22 protein-coding genes are annotated in these 20,959 nt (G+C 66.2%); 13 read left to right on the top strand and 9 right to left on the bottom strand.

Going from position 1 to position 20,959, the window contains the following annotated elements:
* Positions 1-71: 71 nt before the first annotated feature.
* Complete coding sequence (locus MF607_RS07150; RefSeq protein WP_056453386.1) at positions 72-254, bottom strand: CsbD family protein; 183 nt, start codon at positions 252-254, stop codon at positions 72-74.
* A gap of 89 nt (positions 255-343) precedes the next feature.
* Positions 344-1,348 carry a sulfur carrier protein ThiS gene (gene thiS / locus MF607_RS07145; RefSeq protein ID WP_277925779.1) on the bottom strand — a complete coding sequence of 335 codons (1,005 nt, stop codon included), beginning with the start codon at positions 1,346-1,348 and terminating at the stop codon, positions 344-346.
* A 107-nt stretch (positions 1,349-1,455) separates the two neighbouring features.
* Here thiS and aroQ point away from each other — a divergent pair, with 107 nt between their 5' ends.
* The 5 genes from aroQ to MF607_RS07115 all read left to right on the top strand — a co-directional run bounded on the left by aroQ (position 1,456) and on the right by MF607_RS07115 (position 6,481).
* On the top strand, positions 1,456-1,890 hold the full coding sequence (gene aroQ / locus MF607_RS07135) for a type II 3-dehydroquinate dehydratase (protein WP_242116903.1): 435 nt from the start codon (positions 1,456-1,458) through the stop codon (positions 1,888-1,890).
* Between the two features lie 45 nt (positions 1,891-1,935).
* A complete protein-coding gene (gene accB, locus MF607_RS07130; RefSeq protein ID WP_242116902.1) occupies positions 1,936-2,457 on the top strand; it encodes an acetyl-CoA carboxylase biotin carboxyl carrier protein in 522 nt (173 codons plus the stop codon).
* A gap of 181 nt (positions 2,458-2,638) precedes the next feature.
* Positions 2,639-3,988 (top strand): acetyl-CoA carboxylase biotin carboxylase subunit, encoded by a 1,350-nt coding sequence (accC, locus tag MF607_RS07125; protein WP_242116901.1) that lies wholly within the window; start codon positions 2,639-2,641, stop codon positions 3,986-3,988.
* 212 nt (positions 3,989-4,200) lie between these two features.
* Complete coding sequence (gene arsC, locus MF607_RS07120) at positions 4,201-4,536, top strand: arsenate reductase (glutaredoxin) (protein ID WP_242116900.1); 336 nt, start codon at positions 4,201-4,203, stop codon at positions 4,534-4,536.
* Between the two features lie 361 nt (positions 4,537-4,897).
* Complete coding sequence (locus MF607_RS07115) at positions 4,898-6,481, top strand: phospholipase D-like domain-containing protein (RefSeq protein ID WP_242116899.1); 1,584 nt, start codon at positions 4,898-4,900, stop codon at positions 6,479-6,481.
* A gap of 249 nt (positions 6,482-6,730) precedes the next feature.
* Here MF607_RS07115 and MF607_RS07110 read toward each other — a convergent pair whose 3' ends face one another.
* Complete coding sequence (locus tag MF607_RS07110; protein WP_242116898.1) at positions 6,731-6,964, bottom strand: hypothetical protein; 234 nt, start codon at positions 6,962-6,964, stop codon at positions 6,731-6,733.
* A gap of 244 nt (positions 6,965-7,208) precedes the next feature.
* Between MF607_RS07110 and purL the strand changes: the two genes are divergently transcribed.
* From purL to bfr, 4 genes are all read left to right on the top strand, one after another.
* Positions 7,209-9,431, top strand: a complete 2,223-nt coding sequence (gene purL / locus MF607_RS07105; protein ID WP_242116897.1) for a phosphoribosylformylglycinamidine synthase subunit PurL — start codon at positions 7,209-7,211, stop codon at positions 9,429-9,431.
* A complete protein-coding gene (locus MF607_RS07100) occupies positions 9,424-10,689 on the top strand; it encodes a DUF418 domain-containing protein (RefSeq protein WP_242116896.1) in 1,266 nt (421 codons plus the stop codon). Before purL ends, MF607_RS07100 begins: the two co-directional genes overlap by 8 nt.
* A gap of 58 nt (positions 10,690-10,747) precedes the next feature.
* Positions 10,748-10,918, top strand: a complete 171-nt coding sequence (locus tag MF607_RS07095) for a (2Fe-2S)-binding protein (protein ID WP_055996590.1) — start codon at positions 10,748-10,750, stop codon at positions 10,916-10,918.
* A 102-nt stretch (positions 10,919-11,020) separates the two neighbouring features.
* Complete coding sequence (bfr, locus tag MF607_RS07090) at positions 11,021-11,512, top strand: bacterioferritin (protein WP_055996593.1); 492 nt, start codon at positions 11,021-11,023, stop codon at positions 11,510-11,512.
* A gap of 186 nt (positions 11,513-11,698) precedes the next feature.
* Here the strand turns inward: bfr and MF607_RS07085 are convergent, their stop codons facing one another.
* The gene (locus tag MF607_RS07085; RefSeq protein WP_242116894.1) at positions 11,699-12,118 is read right to left on the bottom strand and encodes an Hpt domain-containing protein; all 420 of its coding nucleotides are present in this window, start codon (positions 12,116-12,118) and stop codon (positions 11,699-11,701) included.
* Between the two features lie 93 nt (positions 12,119-12,211).
* Positions 12,212-13,474, bottom strand: a complete 1,263-nt coding sequence (locus tag MF607_RS07080) for a NupC/NupG family nucleoside CNT transporter (RefSeq protein ID WP_242116892.1) — start codon at positions 13,472-13,474, stop codon at positions 12,212-12,214.
* A 132-nt stretch (positions 13,475-13,606) separates the two neighbouring features.
* Between MF607_RS07080 and MF607_RS07075 the strand changes: the two genes are divergently transcribed.
* The 3 genes from MF607_RS07075 to MF607_RS07065 all read left to right on the top strand — a co-directional run bounded on the left by MF607_RS07075 (position 13,607) and on the right by MF607_RS07065 (position 15,798).
* Complete coding sequence (locus MF607_RS07075; RefSeq protein WP_242116891.1) at positions 13,607-14,260, top strand: queuosine precursor transporter; 654 nt, start codon at positions 13,607-13,609, stop codon at positions 14,258-14,260.
* 277 nt (positions 14,261-14,537) lie between these two features.
* Positions 14,538-15,434: an acetylglutamate kinase gene (gene argB, locus MF607_RS07070; RefSeq protein ID WP_242116890.1), complete on the top strand. Its 897-nt coding sequence runs from the start codon at positions 14,538-14,540 to the stop codon at positions 15,432-15,434.
* A 61-nt stretch (positions 15,435-15,495) separates the two neighbouring features.
* Positions 15,496-15,798, top strand: coding sequence for a YggT family protein (locus tag MF607_RS07065; protein WP_242116889.1), 303 nt, complete (start codon positions 15,496-15,498; stop codon positions 15,796-15,798).
* A 41-nt stretch (positions 15,799-15,839) separates the two neighbouring features.
* On the opposite strand, the gene MF607_RS07060 is transcribed toward MF607_RS07065, so the two are convergent.
* Positions 15,840-16,709, bottom strand: a complete 870-nt coding sequence (locus MF607_RS07060; protein ID WP_242116887.1) for a 3-hydroxyacyl-CoA dehydrogenase NAD-binding domain-containing protein — start codon at positions 16,707-16,709, stop codon at positions 15,840-15,842.
* Positions 16,710-16,795: 86 nt separating this feature from the next.
* Here MF607_RS07060 and MF607_RS07055 point away from each other — a divergent pair, with 86 nt between their 5' ends.
* Positions 16,796-17,854 (top strand): DUF1176 domain-containing protein, encoded by a 1,059-nt coding sequence (locus MF607_RS07055; RefSeq protein WP_242116885.1) that lies wholly within the window; start codon positions 16,796-16,798, stop codon positions 17,852-17,854.
* A 44-nt stretch (positions 17,855-17,898) separates the two neighbouring features.
* Here the strand turns inward: MF607_RS07055 and MF607_RS07050 are convergent, their stop codons facing one another.
* Genes MF607_RS07050 through egtB form a run of 3 tightly spaced genes read right to left on the bottom strand, consistent with a single transcriptional unit; the run spans position 17,899 to position 20,953 of the window.
* Positions 17,899-18,726: an endonuclease/exonuclease/phosphatase family protein gene (locus tag MF607_RS07050; RefSeq protein ID WP_242116882.1), complete on the bottom strand. Its 828-nt coding sequence runs from the start codon at positions 18,724-18,726 to the stop codon at positions 17,899-17,901.
* The gene (gene egtD / locus MF607_RS07045) at positions 18,723-19,697 is read right to left on the bottom strand and encodes an L-histidine N(alpha)-methyltransferase (protein ID WP_242116880.1); all 975 of its coding nucleotides are present in this window, start codon (positions 19,695-19,697) and stop codon (positions 18,723-18,725) included. Before egtD ends, MF607_RS07050 begins: the two co-directional genes overlap by 4 nt.
* Positions 19,697-20,953 (bottom strand): ergothioneine biosynthesis protein EgtB, encoded by a 1,257-nt coding sequence (gene egtB, locus MF607_RS07040; protein WP_242116875.1) that lies wholly within the window; start codon positions 20,951-20,953, stop codon positions 19,697-19,699. The genes egtD and egtB overlap by 1 nt, the downstream gene beginning before the upstream one ends.
* Positions 20,954-20,959 lie beyond the last annotated feature (6 nt).

Below are 20,959 nucleotides of genomic sequence, written 5' to 3'. Positions count from 1 at the left end.
GCCCCGGTTTCCCGGAGCGGCCCTTCGGCACCATCCGCCCATTACCCAGCGGTACGCGGTGCCCTAACCCATCAGATCTTGTCGCCGAGCGCGCCCTTGACGCTGCCCTTCACGTCCTGACCGGTGCCCTTGGCCTGCTGCGCCTGGCCCTCGGCTTCCAGCCGCTCATTGTCGGTCGCGTCGCCGATCGCTTCCTTGACGTTGCCGGCGATCTTGTTGCCGGCGGCGGCGAGCTTGTCGGTGAATTCACCCATGAAAGGCTCCTGTCGGTTGGCGAGATTTCGCTCGCTGGATTGCAGGGTTAGTAACGGGTGGCCTCCACCGACGTTCCATGAAACTTAATTCATATCAGACCGGCGAGCGGGCTCGACGGATCGGCATAGCGCCGCCGCTGCATCCGCCCGGCCAGATAGCCCATCCGCCCGGCCTCGACCGCCGCCTTCATCGCGCGCGCCATCAGCACCGGGTCCTTGGCCTCGGCGATGGCGGTGTTCATCAGCACCCCGTCGCAGCCCAGCTCCATCGCCACCGCCGCGTCCGACGCCTGCCCGACGCCGGCATCTACCAGCACCGGCAACTTCGCCCCCTCGACGATCAGGCGGATGGTCACGAGATTCTGGATGCCGAGGCCCGAGCCGATCGGCGCGCCCAGCGGCATGATCGCAACCGCGCCGGCATCCTCCAGCCGCTTGGCCGCGATCGGATCGTCGACGCAATAGACCATCGGCAGAAAGCCTTCCTTGGCCAGAACCTCGGTCGCGCGCAGCGTTTCCACCATGTCGGGGTACAGCGTCCGCGCCTCGCCCAGCACCTCCAGCTTGACGAGGTCCCAGCCGCCCGCCTCGCGCGCCAGCCGCAGCGTGCGAATGGCGCTGTCGGCATCGAAACAGCCGGCGGTATTGGGCAGATAGGTAATCTTCTTCGGGTCGATATAGTCGGTCAGCATCGGCGCCTTGGGATCGCTGACATTCACGCGGCGCACGGCAACGGTCACGATCTCCGCCCCCGACGCCGCGACGGCCGCCGCATTCTGTTCGAAATCCCGGTACTTGCCGGTGCCGACGATCAGCCGCGACCGGAAGGTGCGACCTGAGACGCTCCACGTATCGGCATCCTTCGGCGCGACATGATCGCCTCCGCCGACGAAATGCACGATCTCCAGCTCGTCGCCATCCTCGACCTGCACGTCCTTCAGCGTCGAGCGCGGCACGACCTCCAGATTGCGTTCGACCGCGACCTTTTCCGGCACCAGCCCGATCTGCGCGGCCAGTTCGGCCAGCGTGATGCCGTCGCGGACGCGCATATGCTCGCCATTGACCGTGATGGTGATGGTACCGTCGGTATGCATGTCGTCTCCTGCGGGCGCGCCGTTCTCTCGACTTACCGGGCCCGGTCCGGCTATGGTGCGCTGCATATAGGGAGGGCGGACAAGCCCCCGCAACCGAAAGCACCGCGTTGACCGCCACCATCTTCGTCCTCAACGGCCCGAACCTGAACCTGCTCGGCCTGCGCGAACCGGCGATCTACGGATCGGATACGCTCGACGACATTGCCGGCATGCTGGAGGATCGCGCCCGCGAACTGGGCCTGCAGATCGACCTGCGCCAGTCGAACCATGAAGGCCATCTGGTCGACTGGCTGCACGAAGCGCAGGCGGAGGGGGCGAAGGCGGTGCTGCTCAACGCCGGTGCCTATACCCACACGTCGATCGCGCTCCACGACGCGATCAAGGCGGTGAAGACCCCGGTGATCGAGGTCCATCTGTCCAATCCGCATACGCGCGAGGAATTTCGCCACACCAGCTTCGTCGGCCGCGCCGCGCGCGGCAGCGTGGCGGGGTTCGGCGCGCTTTCCTATCTGGTCGCGCTTGAAGCGGCCGCCCGCATCTGACAAGGGCGCGGTTTTTTATAATCAGCGATACCATTGGGGGTTACCATGGCAGACGACAATCAGGGCGAAGGAACGCCGTTCACCAGCCACGCGATGCGCGTCGACATCGACCTCGTCCGCGCGCTGGCACAGGTGCTCGATGAAACCGATCTGACCGAGGTCGAGGTCGAGGACGGCGCGCGCAAGGTGCGCGTGGTGCGCAAGCCCGCGCCGGTACAGGCGGCGGCGACCTATGCCCCCGCCCCGGCCTATGCGCCCGCGCCGCCGCCGCAGCTCGCCAGCGCCGCGACGACCACGATCGAGGCCGGCGCCGCCGCCGCCCCGGTGAGCAGCGTGCCGCCGGTCACCTCGCCGATGGTCGGCACCGTCTATCTGGCGGCCAACCCCGAAGCCAAGCCGTTCATCGCGGTCGGGCAGAAGGTCGCCGCCGGCGACACGCTGGTGATCGTCGAGGCGATGAAGGTCATGAACCCCATCGTCGCCCCCGCCGCCGGCACCGTCACTCAGATCCTCGTGTCGAACGGCCAGCCGGTCGAATTCGACCAGCCGCTGGTGGTGGTAGAGTAAATCGCCTTGCAGCCGCCCCCCCACGCCCGCCCCGTTCGTGCTGAGTAGGGACTGAGCCTGTCGAAGGCCCGTATCGAAGCAGCGCTACAGCACGCGATCCTTCGATACGCCCTTTCGACTTCGCTCAATGGCTACTCAGGACAAACCGATCTGGGACGCAACGCGGTCTAGGAACAAACATATGCCCGAAATCAAGAAACTGCTGATCGCCAACCGCGGTGAGATCGCGCTGCGCATCCATCGCGCGTGCCACGAAATGGGGATCAAGACGGTCGCGGTCCATTCGACCGCCGATGCCGACGCCATGCACGTCCGCCTCGCCGACGAAGCGATCTGCATCGGCCCGCCGGCGGCGACCGACAGCTATCTCAACATCCCCAACATCATCTCGGCCGCCGAGATCAGCGGCGCCGACGCGATCCATCCGGGCTATGGCTTCCTGTCGGAAAACGCCAAGTTCGCCGAGATCGTCGAGCTGCACAACCTGATCTTCGTCGGACCCAAGCCAGAACATATCCGCACGATGGGCGACAAGATCGAGGCAAAGCGCACCGCGGGCGCGCTCGGCCTGCCGCTCGTTCCCGGCAGCGACGGCGCGATCAGCGACATCGCCGAGGCGAAGGCGATCGCGGCCAGGGCTGGCTATCCCGTCATCATCAAGGCGGCGTCGGGCGGCGGTGGCCGCGGCATGAAGGTGTGCCATTCCGAGGACGAACTCGAAACGCTGATGCAGCAAGCCGGCAGCGAGGCGAAGGCCGCGTTCGGCGACGCCACGGTGTACCTCGAAAAATATCTCGGCAACCCGCGCCATATCGAGATCCAGGTGTTCGGCGACGGCAATGGCAACGCCATCCATCTGGGCGAGCGCGACTGTTCGTTGCAGCGCCGCCACCAGAAGGTGCTGGAGGAAGCGCCCTCCCCCGTGCTCGGCCAGGCCGATCGCGAACGGATCGGCGGCATCTGTGCGAAGGCGATGGCCGATATGGGCTATCGCGGCGCGGGCACGATCGAATTCCTGTGGGAAGACGGCGAGTTCTATTTCATCGAAATGAACACCCGGCTACAGGTTGAACATCCGGTGACCGAAATGATCACCGGCCTCGACCTCGTCCGCGAACAGATCCGCGTCGCCGAAGGGCATGGCCTGACCTGCCGGCAGGAACAGATCCGCTTCACCGGCCACGCGATCGAATGCCGCATCAATGCCGAGGACCCGCGCACCTTCGCGCCGTCGCCCGGCACGGTGAAGCATTTCCACGCACCCGGCGGCATGCACGTCCGCGTCGATAGTGGCCTGTACGCCGGCTATAAGGTGCCGCCCTATTACGACAGCATGATCGCCAAGCTGATCGTCTATGGCACCACCCGCGAACGCTGCCTGATGCGCCTGCGCCGCGCGCTGGAGGAATTCGTGATCGAGGGGATGAAGACCACCATCCCGCTCCACCAGGCGCTGCTCGACGATCCCGACTTCCAGACCGGCGACTATACGATCAAGTGGCTGGAAGAATGGCTGGCGAAGAACGACTGACCTGAAAATCCTCTCCTTTGATCGGAGGGGCCGTAGCGGCGATCAGCGACATGCCGGGGGCAAGTCGCAGCCGCGAAGTCGGCTCGCTTCGCGAGCCGTCGCCGAACGATGATGGAGGGGGATCGCCGCAGACGCAACGGTAGTGGACACGGCCAACCCCCTCCACCACCGGCTGCGCCGGCGGTCCCCCTCCCCGTGCCAGGGAGGAAAACATGAAAGCCACCATCTACCACAATCCCCGCTGCTCGAAGTCCCGCGCAGCCCTCGCCCTGCTCGCGGAAGCCGGTGCCGACGTGACGATCGTCGAATATTTGAAAACCCCGCCGACCCGCGACGAACTGTCCGCGCTGCTGACCCGCGCCAACCTCACCCCTCGCGAAGCGCTGCGCACCGGCGAGACCGAAGCCAAGTCGTTGAAAACCGCCGACGATGCGGCGATCCTCGATGCCATGGCCGGGCACCCCATCCTGATCGAACGTCCGATCGTGGAGACGGCGAAGGGCGTCGTGATCGCCCGCCCACCCGAACGGGTCCACGAGATCCTGTAACCGCCTGCGCAACCCGTCACTTCGCGTCGCGTCTGGGGCCGCTGCTCGAGTCTGCTCGATCCGCCGCATACTTGCCGTACCCCTGCGCAGACGGGGTACGCAACAAGGTCGGCGATCAGGCGGCTCGCAGCGGTCTCGGTCACGCCCAAGGTGATGGAAGGAAAAAGCGCCCCTTTCCTACACCCGCCCGACCTGCCAGCCTCGCATACCGCTCTTTCCACCGTCCGCCTCGCCCGCTCCACCCGCACCCGCGTCACAAACAGCGTGCAAGTGTGAACTTTGTGAACTTTGAACCGGCAAACCGCCGCCAACGCACCGCAATCGCTTGGAACCGTAACGATACCCTGCCATGGCTACCCGCATGGCGCGTCACACCCCTCCGCTCGAACCGGGTCGCAACTGCTGGCGGATCGAGCGCGCGACGCGCGCGACCGTGCTGGTCGATGCCGACAATTATTTCCGCCACGCCCGCGATGCGATGCTGAAGGCGAAGAAGCAGATCCTGCTGATCGGCTGGGACTTCGACGCGCGCATCCGCTTCAAGACCGATCCCGAGAGCGAAGGCCCTGAAAAGGTCGGCGAATTCATCAGCTGGCTGGTCCGCCGCACGCCGGGGCTACAGGTCCATATCCTTCGCTGGGATACCGGCGCGATCAAGACGCTGTTCCATGGCCGCACGCTGGTGCGCATCGCCAAATGGATCGCCGATCCGCAAGTGCATATGCGCCTCGACGGGCATCACCCGATCGCGGGATCGCATCATCAGAAGGTCGTGGTGATCGACGACGACGTCGCCTTTTGCGGCGGCATCGACATGACCGTCGACCGCTGGGACACGCGCGAGCATTGCGACGACGATCCCCGGCGGATCGAACCCGACGGCACTCCCTATCAGCCATGGCATGACGTCACGACCGCGCTCGAAGGACCGGTCGCCGCCGCGCTCGGCGACATGTGTCGCCGTCGCTGGGCGGTGGCGGGGGGCGACGAACTGCCTGCGCCGACCGACACCGGCGGCTGCTGGCCGACCGGGCTCGACGCCGACTTCACCGGGATCGACGTCGCCATCGCCCGCACCATCCCCGAAATGGCCGAGCAGGAACCGGTGCATGAGATCGAGACGCTCTATCTCGACCTGATCGCCCGCGCCGAACGCTTCATCTATGCGGAAAGCCAGTATTTCGCCTCGCGCAAGGTCGCCGAGGCGATCGCACGGCGGCTGGAGGAGGCCGATGGTCCCGAGGTCGTGATCGTCAATCCGACCACCGCCGAAGGGTGGCTCGAACCCGTCGCGATGGACAGCGCCCGCGCGCGCATCTTTCAGGCGCTGAAGGAACGCGACCGCCATGACCGGCTGCGCCTCTACCACCCCTTCACCGCCGGCGGCACCGCCATCTATGTCCATGCCAAGGTGACGGTGATCGACGACCAGTTGCTGCGCGTCGGCTCGTCCAACTTCAACAACCGCTCGCTCCGCCTCGACACCGAATGCGACGTGACGATCGACGCGACCCGCCACGTCAATGCCGACGAACGCCGCACCATCGCCGGCATCCGCGACTCGCTGCTCGCCGAACATCTCGACGTGACGTGCGAGGACGTACAGGCGACGCTGACCCGCACCAACTCGCTGATCGCGACGATCGAGGAACTACGCGGGGAGGGCCGTTCGCTACGCCCCTATGAAGTGCCCGACCTCGGCGCGGTCACCGAATGGCTTGCCGACAACAAGATCCTCGATCCCGAAGGGCCGGGCGAAATGTTCGAGGCGCTGTCGCAGCGCACGCCATTGCTCAAGAAGCTGAAAAAGCACCGCCCCCATCTCCACCGTGCTGACAACACCCTGTCGCCGGTGGTCACCGCCGTCGCGGTCGGCGGCACCGTTGCCGGCGGTACGCTGATCGGCATGATGCTGTGGCAGGCGTGGAAGAAGCGGAAGGACTGATACGGAGTCCCGGCTTGGTCGCCACAATCGTCACCCCGGCGAAGGCCGGGGTATCAAGCGGCGCTTGCCTCGCGCAATCACCATAGCATCCCAGCCTTCGCTGGGTTGACGTTCCAATCGCGGGCGATGCCGGACGAGCGACGCGCGAGAAGATCGCATCAGCGCGGGAACCGTCGATGGCGTGCCTGTTACCGCGCCACGCCGAAAGAAGAAGCGGGGACCATAGCGGCCCCCGCCCCGCAACCGGACTTAGTTGCTGTCCGAATTGTCGTCGACGGCGATGATGACGCCGCCCGCGACGATCGCTGCTGCCAGCAGCGCGAATACGATGCCGCCACCGGCAAGCTTCTGGCCCTTGGCCGGAGCCGATGCGCGGACCGACTTGGCGACCGACAGCGCCTGCGCGTTCGACGCGGCGTTGGCGGCAACCGGAGCCGCGACCAGCGTGGTGGCGGCGATTGCCGTCAGAAACTTCGAAACCATCCAGATTCTCCCTTGCTCGGCATAACGCCCTGCTACGCCAGCGACCGGCGACGCGGGTCACCGACGTCTAGCGCTATGCATGGTTCCCATAGGAAAAGGGTTAATCGAAGCAGATTAAACCGGGCCGACCATATTTGTTCCGCAACTGTACCTATTTTGCAACGCAGCAGGCGCGCCGGAAACGCGGAAGCAACGATCACAAACCGGCTGGCCCCGCTCGCCCGCGCGCGCTAGAGGCCGCCACATGACCCAGATCACGCCCGAGATCGTCGCCGAACACGGCCTGAGCCCCGAAGAATATGCGCGCGTCCTGCACGCGATGGGGCGCGAACCGAACCTGACCGAACTCGGCATCTTCTCGGTCATGTGGTCGGAACATTGCAGCTACAAGTCCAGCCGCATTCATCTGAAGAAGCTGCCGACGACCGGGCGTCAGGTCATTTGCGGCCCCGGCGAGAATGCCGGCGTGATCGACATCGGCGACGGACAGGCCGCGATCTTCAAGATGGAGAGCCACAACCACCCCTCTTACATCGAACCCTATCAGGGTGCGGCGACGGGTGTCGGCGGCATCCTGCGCGACGTGTTCACCATGGGCGCGCGGCCGATCGCGAACCTCAACGCGCTGCGCTTCGGCCGCCCCGATCACCCGAAGATGCGGCATCTGATCGCGGGCGTGGTCCATGGCATCGGCGGCTATGGCAATTGCGTCGGCGTGCCCACGGTCGGCGGAGAGGTGAATTTCCACCCCGCCTATGACGGCAACATCCTCGTCAACGCGATGACCGTCGGTATCGCCGACACCGACAAGATCTTCTATTCGGCCGCGTCGGGCGTCGGCAATCCGATCGTCTATGTCGGGTCGAAGACCGGCCGCGACGGCATCCATGGTGCGACCATGGCCTCGGCCGATTTCGGTGAGGATGCCGAGGAGAAGCGCCCGACCGTGCAGGTCGGCGATCCTTTCACCGAAAAGCTGCTGATCGAGGCGTGCCTCGAACTCATGGCGTCCGATGCGATCGTCGCGATCCAGGACATGGGCGCCGCCGGCCTCACCTCTTCCTCGGTCGAGATGGCGTCGAAGGGCGGCGTCGGCATCGAACTGGTCATGGACGACGTGCCGCAGCGCGAACGCGGCATGACCCCGTACGAGATGATGCTGTCGGAAAGCCAGGAGCGGATGCTCATGGTCCTGAAGCCCGGCCGCGAGGATTTCGCCAGGGCGATCTTCGACAAATGGGAACTCGACTTCGCGGTCATCGGCCATGTCACCGACACCGGCCGCATGGTGCTGAAATGGCAGGGCGATGTCGTCGCCGACATTCCCTTGGCACCGCTCGCCGACGAAGCGCCGCTCTACGATCGGCCGCACGTCCCGACGCCCAAGCCCGCCGAGCTGACCGACGTGCCCGACTGCGCCGACCCGGCCGCCGATCTGCTCAAGCTGATGGGATCGCCCGACATCGCCAGCCGGCGCTGGATCTGGGAGCAATATGACCACATGGTCGGCGCCGACACGGTGCAGCGCCCCGGCGGCGATGCGGCGGTCGTCCGCGTCCATGGCACGCGCAAGGCGCTGGCGATGACCACCGACTGCACCCCGCGCTACTGCTTCGCCGATCCGGTCGAGGGCGGGAAACAGGCGATTGCCGAAGCCTATCGCAACCTGACGGCGGTCGGCGCGACGCCGCTCGCCGTCACCAACTGCCTGAACTTCGCCAATCCGCAGCGCCCCGAGATCATGGGCCAGATCGTCGGCTGCCTCGACGGGATGAGCGAAGCCTGCCGCGCGCTCGACTTCCCGATCGTGTCGGGCAACGTCTCGCTCTACAATGAATCCAAGGCGACCGGCGGCGGTTCGGCGATCCTGCCGACCCCGGCGATCGGCGGCGTCGGCCTGCTCGCCGATTGGGAGAAGTCGGCGACGATCGCGTTCAAGCAGACCGGCGACATCATCCTGCGCGTCGGCGACCGTACCGGCGCGCTCGGCCAGTCGCTATGGCTGCGCGAACTGCACGGCCGCGAGGAAGGCCCGCCGCCGCCGGTCGATCTCGACGCCGAACGCAGCACCGGCGGCTATATCCGCCAGGCGATCCTGTCGGGCAAGATCACCGCCTGCCACGACGTCAGCGACGGCGGCATCGCCGTGACGGTCGCCGAAATGGCGCTGGCCGGCAATATCGGCGCGATTCTCGACCGCAAACTGCCGTTCGACGATGTCGCCCGCTCGCTCTTCGCCGAGGATCAGGGCGTCTATATCGTCACCGTCCACGACCATGCGCTGCTCGAATTCCTGCAGGGTGCGGAAAAGGCCGGGGTCGATGCCGAACCGATCGGCCGGACGATCGGCAGCCGCATCATCTTCGAACTGACCGATGGCGACTTCGCCATCCCGCTGGACGAGCTGCGCAAGGCCCATGAGGGCTTCTTCCCCGCGCTGATGGGTGCGGACGCCGCCCTTGCCTGACCCGACGCCCACGGGCCGTATCGCGACGATCGATACGGTCCGGGGGGTGGCGGTGATGGGAATATTGTTCCTCAACATCATCGCCTTCGCGATGCCCGAAGCCGCCTATATCAGCCCGCGTGCCTATGGGCTGGATGGCCCGGCCGACCGCTTCGCCTATTATGCCACACTGATCCTGCTCGACGGGAAGATGCGCGGGCTGTTCTCCTTCCTGTTCGGCGCTTCGCTGCTGCTGGTCGTCGACCGGGCGGAAGCGAGCGGGCGCGATCCGGCGGCGGTGCATTACGCCCGCATGTTCTGGCTGTTCCTGCTCGGCATCGCCCATGCCGCGCTGTTGTGGCGCGGCGACATCCTTGCCCATTATGCGCTGATCGGATCGATCGCCTACTGGTTCCGGCACAATAGTGCCCGCCGGCTGGTGGCGTTCGGCATCGCCTTCGCCGTCCTCGACATGCTGCTGATGGGATCGATCCCGTTATCCTATCTGGCGATGCTGGCCGGCGGTGGCGCGGATGCGGCACGGGGGCTGCGCGATTTCGACAACGGCTTCGGCATCCCCGCCGCGACGGTCATCGCCCGCGAACTCGCGCTGTTCCGCGGCGGCTATGGTGCGATCCTTGCCGACAATATCGCGCAGGTCCCCGACATCCTGAACGAAACCCCGATCATCGGGTTCGAAACGCTGGCCTATATGCTGTTCGGCATGGCCGCGTTGCGCAGCGGGATGCTGCAAGGGCAATGGTCCCGTCGCCGCCTGCTGCGCTGGGCGGTCGGCGGCATGGGCATCGGCATCGCCGGCTATGGAGCAATCGCCCTGTGGATCGCTTGGCGCGACCTCGACGTGCTGGCGATCGTCGCCGGCCCGATCGCCCTCGCCACCCCGTTCCGCACGATCATGATCCCCGGCTGGGCCGCGACCATTATCCTGCTCGCGGGCAATGGCGGCCCGATCGCGCGGCGGCTGGCGGCGGTCGGTCGGATGGCGCTCAGCAACTATCTCGCGACCAGCATCGTGATGTGCTTCCTCTTCTACGGCTGGGGCCTCGGCCAGTTCGGCTATTGGTCGCGTGCCTCGCTATACCTGCCGGTCTTCGCCATGTGCGCCGCGATGGCGCTCTGGTCGCCATGGTGGCTTGCGCGCTTCCGGTACGGACCGTTCGAATGGCTGTGGCGGTCGCTGGCACGCTGGCAATGGCAACCGCTACGCAACCCGTCGCACCTTCAGAAGCGACGAATTGATGCGAATGATCCGCAATAATTGTTGCGAACGATTTTCACTACTATTATGAGTCGGCCCAACGGAGCGAGGGTCGAACATGGTCGTATGCGTCTGTAATGCCATTCGGGAACGCGATGTGCGGGAGGCCGCGCGCGGTGGCGCGAACAGCGCCTGCCAGGCATATCGGGCGCTGGGATGTCAGGCGAAATGCGGCCAGTGCGTCCCGTTCGCGCGAGCCATTATCGATGCCGAACGCGCGGCTGCGTAGCGTTCGCACCTGCACAAACCCGCAGAAATCAGCCATTTTGATGCTGTCCCTGTCGCGCCAAACCGCGTAAGTCCCGTCCATCACAGCATAAGGACGAACGACGTGAAGGGCGACGCCAAGGTCATCGAATTTCTCAACGAGGCGCTCAGGAACGAACTGACCGCGGTCAATCAATATTGGCTGCACTATCGCCTGCTAGACCATTGGGGCGTGTACAAGCTCGCGCAGTTCGAACGGCACGAATCGATCGACGAGATGAAGCACGCCGATCGTCTGGCCGAGCGCATCCTGTTCCTTGACGGCCTGCCCAATTTCCAGCTGCTCGGCCGCCTGCGCGTCGGCGAGACGGTCGAGGAAATCCTCAAGGCCGATCTCGCGATCGAGGTCGAGGCCGTCGCCCAGTTGCGCGAAGCCGTCGCCTATTGCGAAAGCATCCGCGATTTCGTCAGCCGCGATCTGTTCGCGGAAATCCTGATGAACGAGGAAGAGCATGTCGACACGCTCGAAACCCAGTTCGAGATGATCGAGCGCATGGGCATCCAGAACTATATCCAGCTCAACGCCAAGTCGGAATACGACAAGCACGGGCTGTAAGGTCGATCGCCGGTCGCACGATGGCGCGGCCGGTCCGATCGATGCCGGATCGACGTTCGGCGATTCCCATGGATGTTCGTCATTCCCGTGCAGGCGGGAGTGACGATAGAATGTCGGTCGCCCACAGCCGCACGTGGCGGACGGACGGTCGATGCACCTGGCGCGACGTGGTCGGAAACGCCGCCCCTACAACGCCACCGGTCGCTTGCCGAACCCGGCGGCCTTGCGCTGCGCCAGCGGGTTGCTGTCGCGGTCGAGCAGCGCCAGCGTCGCGTTGAACATCGGGCGCAGCTGCGCGACATGCTCCATCGCTTCGGTCGGCTCGTCGCGCGTCTCGACGCATTTGCGCGCGATCATCTCGATCCCCTCGGCGATATCGGCCAGCGCCTCCGCGCCGAACTGCCGCGATTCGCCCTTCAGCGTATGCGCCGGCAGGACCATCGCCACCGCATTCTGTTCGCGCATCGCGTTTTCGATCGCCAGCAGCGACTTCAGCCCGTCCTCGCGGAAATAGCCGAGGATGCGGACGAAATTCGCTCCGAGTTCCGCCCGCGCCTGCGCCAGTGCCCGCTGATCGATCAGTCCGTCGTCCATGGTCGTCCCCATCACGCAACCCCATGCCGCGTCCGGCATGATCGAAGGACCCTATCGGGAACGCCGTAAACAGACGGTTGACGCGGCCGAGGCGGCCACGTGTTTTCAGCTGAGGAGCAGTCCCGCCAGCGCCGCCGACATCAGATTGGCGAGGGTGCCGGCGACCAGCGCGCGGATGCCCAGCCGCGCGATCATCGGCCGCTGGTTGGGGGCAAGGCTGCCGGTCACCGCCATCTGGATCGCGATCGACGAGAAATTGGCGAAGCCGCACAGCGCAAAGGTGATGATCGCGATCGTCCGGGTCGACAATTGCGTCCCCGCCTCGCCCAGCGAGATATAGGCGACGAATTCGTTCAACACGACCTTCTGCCCGAACAGCCCGCCGGCAATCCCCGCCTCGTTCCACGGCACGTTCAGCAGGTACATGACCGGCGCGAAGACATAGCCGAGCAACCGCTGAAAGCTGAGATCGGCGATCCCGAACCAGTTGCCGATCCCGCCGAGCAGCCCGTTGGCCAGCGCCACCAGCGCGACGAACGCGAGCACCATCGCGCCGACCGCCACTGCCAGCTTCACGCCGGTCTGCGCCCCCTGTGCCGCCGCCATGATGATGTTGGCCGGGCGTTCCTCATCATGCGTCGCCTCGGCCAGCGCGATCGCCTCCGCCTCGCGGTCGTCGCCCAGCGGCAACTCGCCCGCCGCCGGCTCGGGCGTGTCGGGCATGATGATCTTGGCCATCAATATGCCGCCCGGCGCCGCCATGAAGCTCGCCGCCAGCAGGAAATCGATGCGGATGCCCATCGAGGCATAGGCCGCCAGGATCGTGCCCGCCACGCCCGCCATGCCGCTGGTCATCACCGTGAACAGCTGCGCCGGGGTCAGCCCCGCCAGATAGGGGCGGATCACCAGCGGCGATTCGCTCTGCCCGACAAAGATGTTGGCGGCGGCGCACAGCGATTCGACCTTGCTGACGCCGATCACCTTCTCGATCGCGCCGCCGATCCAGCGCACCACCAGCTGCATGATGCCGAGATAATAGAGGATCGACACCAAAGACGCGAAGAAGATGATGACCGGCAGCGCGGCGATGGCGAAGCTGGTCCCGCCGATCTCCGGCTTGGCGAGCGGCCCGAACAGGAACGACGTCCCGGCATTCGCATAGCCGAGCAGATTGGCGACGCCGCCCGACAGGAAGCTCAGCACGCCCTTCCCCCATGGCGTGTACAGCACCAGCACCGCGATCCCCGCCTGCAGCGCGAACGCCGCGCCGACGACCCGCGGCCGGATCGCGCGACGATTGGTCGATAGCGCAAAGGCGATGCCGAGAATCACGACGATGCCGGCGATGCCGATGAGGAAACGTGTCATGTGAAGCGCAATACCCTGCCCCGCCGTCCGCCCGGACGGCCCCAAACCGTCGCGATATGCCATGGCGGTGGCGCGGGGGCCAGCGGCGACAAACGCTTTTGCCATCGACGATTTTCGGGACTAGCAAGGGCCATGACGACACCCGACCATCCTGCGCCCGCCACGATCACCATGCCGCGTGCGCTGTTCATCTTCGCGATCTTCTACGGCGGCATGGTCTGCATCGCCGGCGTGCTGGGCAACAAACAGGTCGCGATCGGCCCGCTGGCGGTGGAGGCGGGCATCTTCGCCTTCCTGCTGCTGGTGGTGGTGTCGAGCGCGGTCGCCGAACTCTATGGCGCGCTTCGGGCCAAGCATCTGGTCTGGTTCGGCTTCCTGCCGCTGCTCGCCTCGATGCTGCTAGTCGCGATCGTCCTCGAACTGCCCGCCGCCGCCAGCATGGAGGCCGACCGGCTCGCTGCCTTCGACCTCGTCATGCGCTCCAACCTGCGCATCTGGATGGCCGGCATCGTCGCCTATGGCGTGTCGCAGACATTGAACGTCACCATCTTCGGCTGGCTAAAGCGTGGGAAAGGGCGCCTGCTGTGGCTGCGCGCGGCGATCGCCAGTGTCCTGTCGCAGATCGTCGACACGCTGATCTTCATCTCGGTCGCCTTTTACGGCGTCTTTCCGATCGGGCAGCTGGTCGTAGGGCAGATGCTGGCCAAGGTGACGCTGTCGATCGTCCTGGTCCCGCCGCTCATCTATGCTTTCGTCGGCTTGGGCCGCCGGCTGGATCGCGCGTAGGATTCGATTTCACGCGGAGACGCGAAGAGAAAGAGATTATTCGCGCAGAGGCGCAGAGGCGCAGAGAGGACGCGTTCGCCGCGACAGCGGCTCTCCTTTAGCGGGTTCAGCGGGAGAAAGGCTTCGCCGGACAGCGGACGGTCGCAGCGTTCACAACCCCTCTGCGCCTCTGCGCCTCTGCGCGAACCAAAACTTCCTGCTTCCCTCCGCGCCTTCGCGCCTTCGCGTGAACCCAACTTCTTCCTTCTTGCCGCTCATCCCGCTAAAGCGCGCACCCATGACCCACGCACCCGATCCGAAGATGCTCGCCAAGGCGGAAACGCTGACCGAGGCGCTGCCCTATCTGCAACGCTATGCCGGTCGCACCTTCGTGGTGAAATATGGCGGCCACGCGATGGGCGATCCCGAACTGGCGCGCGACTTCGCCGAGGACGTGGTGCTGCTGAAACAGGTAGGCATCAACCCGGTCGTCGTCCATGGCGGCGGACCGCAAATCGGTGCGATGCTCAAGCGCCTCGGGGTCGAATCGCGCTTCGTCGACGGCCTGCGCGTCACCGACGCTGCCACCGCCGAGGTCGCCGAAATGGTGCTTGCGGGCAAGATCAACAAGGAAATCGTCGCGTGGATCGCGGCGGCCGGCGGCAAGGCGGTCGGCATTTCGGGCAAGGACGCGCGCCTCGTCACCGCCGAAAAGGTCGGCCGCAGCGAACCCGACCGCAGCCAGGGCATCGAGCGCCATGTCGATCTGGGTTTCGTCGGTACCCCGGTCGCGGTCGACCCGACGATCCTGCACAGCCTCGCGCGCGACGGCTTCATTCCGGTCGTGGCCCCGGTCGCATTGGGTGCCGATGGCGAGACCTATAACATCAACGCCGACACCATGGCCGGGTCGATCGCCGGCGCGATGGGCGCGTCGCGCTTCTTCCTGCTGACCGACGTCGCGGGCGTGCTCGACAAGACCGGCGAGCTGCTGACCGACCTGAACGCCGACCGCATCGCCGAACTGAAGGCCGACGGCACGATCAGCGGCGGCATGATCCCGAAGGTCGAGACCTGCGTGTCGGCGGTGGCGCAGGGGGTCGACGCGGCGGTCATCCTCGACGGTCGCGTGCCGCACGGGATGTTGCTCGAAATCTTCACCGAACAGGGCGCCGGCACGCTCGTTCACGCCTGAGGCTTGGAGCCGGGCCTATGCGTCCCTATAGTCGAGAACCATTCGCGAAAGGCCCCATGCGTTGAACGTCCTGCTCGATATCATTCAGGTGCTGCTGAACGTCCTGTGGTGGATCATCGTCGTGCAGGCGATCCTGTCGATCCTGATCTCGTTCAACGTCATCAACACCCATAACGATTTCATCCGTTCGATGTATCGCGGGTTGATGACCGTGACCGAGCCGGTCTATCGCCCGATCCGGCGGATCCTGCCCGATTTCGGCGCTCTCGACTTCGCGCCATTCGTGGTGCTGGTGCTGATCGGCATCCTGCAGGGCATCATCCTGCCCGCCATCTACCGCGCGACCGCCGCGACCTTCATCTAACGTTCGCCACGGGGGAGACGCATCGCCTCCCCCGTCCGCGCTCACCGCGTCGGCACCGGCTCCGCGCCCGAATAATCGTAGAAGCCGCGCTTCACCTTGCGCCCGTACCAGCCGGCCTCGACATATTTGACCAGCAGCGGCGCCGGCCGGAATTTCGGATCGCCCGTCCCCTCGAACAGCACGCGGGTAATCTCCAGACAGGTGTCGAGCCCGATGAAATCGGCCAGCGTGAACGGCCCCATCGGGTGGTTCAGCCCCAACTGACACGCCGCATCGGTGTCGGCAATCGTCGCCACCCCTTCGCCCAGCGCAAAGCATGCCTCGTTCAGCATCGGCATCAGCACGCGGTTGACGATGAAGCCGGGCGCGTCATTGGCATGGACGATGCGCTTGTTCAGGCTCTGCCCGAACGCTTCGACCGCGGCGACCGTCGCGTCGCTGGTGGCAAGGCCACGGATCAGCTCGATCAGCCCCATCACCGGCACCGGGTTGAAGAAATGCACCCCCATGAACCGCGCCGGATCGGGCGCGGCCTGCGCCAGCCGGGTGATCGGGATCGACGAGGTATTGCTGGCGAGGATCGCCGTATCCGACAGCGCCTTGCCCACGGTTTCGAAAATCTGGCGCTTGATCGCCTCCCGCTCGGTCGCCGCCTCGATCACCAGATCGCACGGGCCCATCGCCGCCAGATCGCCGATCGGTTCGATCTGCTCCAGCGCGGCATCGGCGTCCGCCTGCGCGATCTTCTCCTTGCTCACCGCGCGCGCCAGTTGCTTGGCGATACCGTCCTTGCCCGCCTGCGCGCGCTCGACCGACACGTCCGACAGCAGCACGCGATAGCCCGCCTGCGCCGATACCTGGGCGATCCCCGCCCCCATCTGGCCCGCGCCGATCACGCCAATCGTCTTCATCCTGAACGTCCTCTCATTGCGCCTTTGCGGCCTGAACGCGGGAATAGCGCCTTTCGGTCGGCCGTCCATGCCGGTATCGCACCGGCATGCGCCGTTTCCTGCCCCTTGCCCTGCCGCTGCTGCTCCCTGCCTGTAACGCCGACGCGCCCGTGCCCGGTCCGACGCCGTCCCCCACCGCCTCGCCCGCGCCGCTGACCGACACCGCCACCCCGCCTAAGGCGTTGCCGCTCAAGACCTTCGACGACTGGGCGGTGGGCTGCGACAATGGCGCGACCTGTCAGGCGGGATCGCTGGCCCCCGAGGACGGCGAACCGCCCGCCCTGACGCTGTCGATCGAACGCGCCGCCGGCCCCGACGCAGGCCTGACGATCCGCCTGCGCGGCAACGCCCCCGCCCTGCCGCTGACCTTCGCCGTCGATGGCGAAGCGGTCGCGCGCGGCGGCACGACGCAGGATGACTGGATCGCACTGCGCGGCGAACCCGCCCTCGCCCTGACGCGCAGGCTGGCAAACGGCCGGGCGATCGCCATCGCCGACGCCAGCGGCAAGACCATCGCCACCCTGTCGCTGACCGGCGCCGCCGCCGCGCTGCGCTGGATCGATGCACAGCAAGGGCGCGACGGCACCATCGGCGCGCTCGCCGCCTCGGGCAAGCGCCCCGACACCCGCCCCGCCCCCGCGCTCCCGGTCGTCCGCGCCCCGGTCGTCCGGGGAGAGGCCGCCCTGCTCGACCCGCTGCTCGTCACCCGGATGCGCGAGACGGCGAAATGCGATGCCGACGACCTGCCCCCCGCCACGACCAAACCGCTCGGCAGCCGGACACTGGCGATCATACCCTGCACCGTCGGCGCCTATAACGTCCTGTCGGCGCTGTTCGTCGTCGAACGCGGCGCGGCGGTCCCGGCGACCTTCGACGCGCCCCCGGCCGGCGACGCGCCCGACGAACAGGCGCTGGTGTTCAACGCCGCGTTCGCCGACGGCATCCTCACCGCCGACGCGCGCGGTCGCGGTCTCGGCGATTGCGGCACGACCCAGCGCTACGCATGGGACGGCACCCGCTTCCGCCTGATCGAACAGCGCGACATGACCGAATGCCGCGGCAATATCGACTATATCCGGACCTGGACCGTGCGGTTGGTTCGCTAATTGAAATTCCTTCTCCCGGCAGGAAGGGCGAGGGTGAAGTCGCCCTACCGCCCCAGCGTCACCACCACCGGATAATGATCCGACGGAAACACATCCCCCCGCCGCGTATCGACCGTCGCCGCGCGCTTCACCGCGAACCCCTTCACGAACACCCAGTCGATCCGCCGATCGGGCTTGCCGGTAAAGCCGTGGAACGTCGCCTCCGGCCCGGTCCGCACCGGAGCCGCGCCCCATGCGTCGCGCAATCCTTGCGCCATCCGCCGATAGGTCGGACTATCGGGTACCGTGTTGAAGTCGCCGGTCACCACGACCGGCAGGTCGCCAGCGATCGCCGGGATGCGCGCCGCCAGCAACGCCGCGCCCTTCTCCCGCGCCGGCTCATCTTCGGCGCGATAGGGCAGATGCGTGTTGAACATGGCGAAGCGCCGGCCATCTGCCTCCCGGAAAATCGCCCATGTCACCATTCGGGGAAAGGGGTGGCCCCAGCTATTGCTGCCGGGCACCGCGGGCGTATCGGACAGCCAGAAATTGCCACAGCGCTCGACGGTCAGCCGATCGGCGCGGTAGAAAATGCCCATATGCTCGTCATCGGCGCGTTCGGCACCGCTGCGCCCGACCCCGATCCAGCGATAGCGCGGCAGGCGCGCGACGACGTCGTCGCCCTGCCGCTTGAACAATTCCTGCGTGCCGATCACGTCGGGGTTCGCGCGACGGATCGTCGCCACGGTCAAATCGCGCCGCAATTCCCAGCGGTTCGCGCCATCGTCGGGCGATGGCATGCGGATGTTCAAGCTCACGACCGTCAGGTCGCGCGCGGCTGCCGGCGCAACCGCCGCGAGCAGCGCCAAAATGCCCGCGAACAGCCGGATCACGGCGCGATCGGCAGTCCCTGTGCTTCGGCGAGGATCACGCAGAACGCGCCATCGTCCCCGCACCATTGTTGTTTCGGTGTCCATCCGCCACTGCGTAGCAGCAGCCGCGCGTCGCGGTCGCCATATTTGTGGCTGTTCTCGGTATGGATCGTCTCGCCGGCCTTCATCGCGAAAGCACGACCATCGATCGAGAAAGTCACGTCGCGCGTCGCGCGCAGATGCATCTCGATCCGTGCGGCATCGTCGTTCCACCGCGCCTCGTGCTCGAACGCCGCGACCGGCACGTCGCCGCCCAGTTCGCGATTGATCCGGTCGAGCAGGTTCAGGTTGAACGCCGCCGTCACCCCCGCCGCATCGTCATAGGCGGCGACCAGCGTGTCGCGATCCTTGATTCGGTCGATGCCGATCAACAGCATCGCCCCCTCGCCCAGCCAGTCGCGCATCGCGCGCAACAGCGTGCCGGCCGCGAGCGGTTCCATGTTGCCGATCGTCGATCCCGGAAAGAACCCCAGCTTCGGCAGGTCCGCGACCTCCTCGGGCAACGGCACCGGATGCATGAAGTCGGCCTCGACCGGCAGTACCGGCAGTCCGGGAAACTGGCCGGCCAGCGCCGCCGACGACGACCGCAGGAAATCTCCCGAGATATCGATCGGAACATAGGCGGCGGGTTCGATGCAGTTGAGCAGGATCGGCGTCTTGACCGACGATCCCGATCCGAATTCGACCACCGCGACGCCATCGCCGACCGCGCCGACCAGTTCGGGACAGATCGTCTTCAGGATCGCCGTTTCCGCGCGCGTCGGATAATATTCGGGCAGCCGGGTAATGTCCTCGAACAGTTCCGACCCCTTGCGGTCATAGAACCAGCGCGCCGGAATCGCCTTTTGCGGCAATGCCAGTCCGGCCAGCACATCGGCGCGGAAAGCGGGATCGGCGCGGGACGCCATCGGTACGTCGTCGCTTCGCAGCATCACAGGTCCTTTGCGAGCCGGACGCCGGTGAATTGCCAGCGCTGGTGGGGATAAAAGAAATTGCGGTAGCAGGCGCGCACATGGCCACGCGGCGTCGCGCAGGAACTCCCACGCAACACGAACTGCCCGCTCATGAACTTGCCATTATATTCGCCGACCGCGCCTTCGACGGTACGGAAGCGCGGATAGGGGCGGTAGGCGCTGCCGGTCCATTGCCACACATCGCCGAAAAAGGCCGGACCGCCGGTCGACGGACGCGGTTCGACGGCATGGGCATGGTCGAGCTGGTTGCCGCCGGCCGGGTCGTGCGACGCAGCGGCCGCCTCCCATTCGAACTCGGTCGGCAGCCGCGCGCCCGCCCAGCTGGCATAGGCATCGGCCTCGAAGAAGCTGACATGGGTGACCGGTGCGGCGGGATCGATCGCACGCCGCCCGTCCAGTCCGAAACGGGTCCACACCTCGCCCTGGCGCTCCCAATAGAGCGGCGCCTCGATCCGGTTGGCCTGCACCCATGCCCAGCCATCGGCCAGCCACAGCCGCGCATCGCAATACCCGCCATCGGCGATGAACGCCGCCCATTCGCCGTTGGTGACGGTGCGGTCGGCGATGGCATGCGGGTGGAGCAGCACGTCGTGGCGCGGCCCCTCGCAGTCGAAGGCAAAGCCGTCGCCGGCATGGCCGACCTGCACGATGCCGCCGCCATGCTCGATCCAGCCGATCGGCGGCGGCACCGCCACCGGACGCTTCGGCTCGGGTGCGAACATCGCCGGTTCGAGTGGATTTTCACTGAAATGGTGGAGGATATCGGTCAGCAGCAATTCCTGATGCTGCTCTTCATGGTTGCAACCCAGCGCCACCAGTTGCCGCACCGCGTCGGACAGGTCGGGCAGCGCCGCCAGCAACGCGGCGTCGACCGCCGCGCGATAGGCGCGCACCTCGTCGAGGCTGGGCCGAGTCACCATGCCGCGCCGCCCGCGTGCATGGCGGCGGCCCTCGGCTTCGTAATAGCTGTTGAACAGGAACGGGAAACGCTCGTCGTGCAGCGTATAACCGGGAACATGATCGCGCAGGACGAAGGTTTCGAAGAACCACGTGGTATGCGCCAGATGCCATTTGGCGGGGGAGGCATCGTCCATCGACTGGACGGTCGCATCGGCGTCCGACAACGGCCCGGCCAGCGCGTCGGTCAGTGCGCGAACCCCGGCATATCGCGTGGTGAGCGCCTGGTCGGGCTGTTTGACCGGTGTCGCTCGCATGGGGTG

Source organism: Sphingomonas lacusdianchii (genome assembly GCF_022664395.1).
Classification (GTDB): Bacteria; Pseudomonadota; Alphaproteobacteria; order Sphingomonadales; family Sphingomonadaceae; genus Sphingomonas; species Sphingomonas lacusdianchii.
The sequence above is the reverse complement of the archived record's forward strand: the minus strand, read 5'-3'. Positions and strand labels throughout refer to the sequence as shown.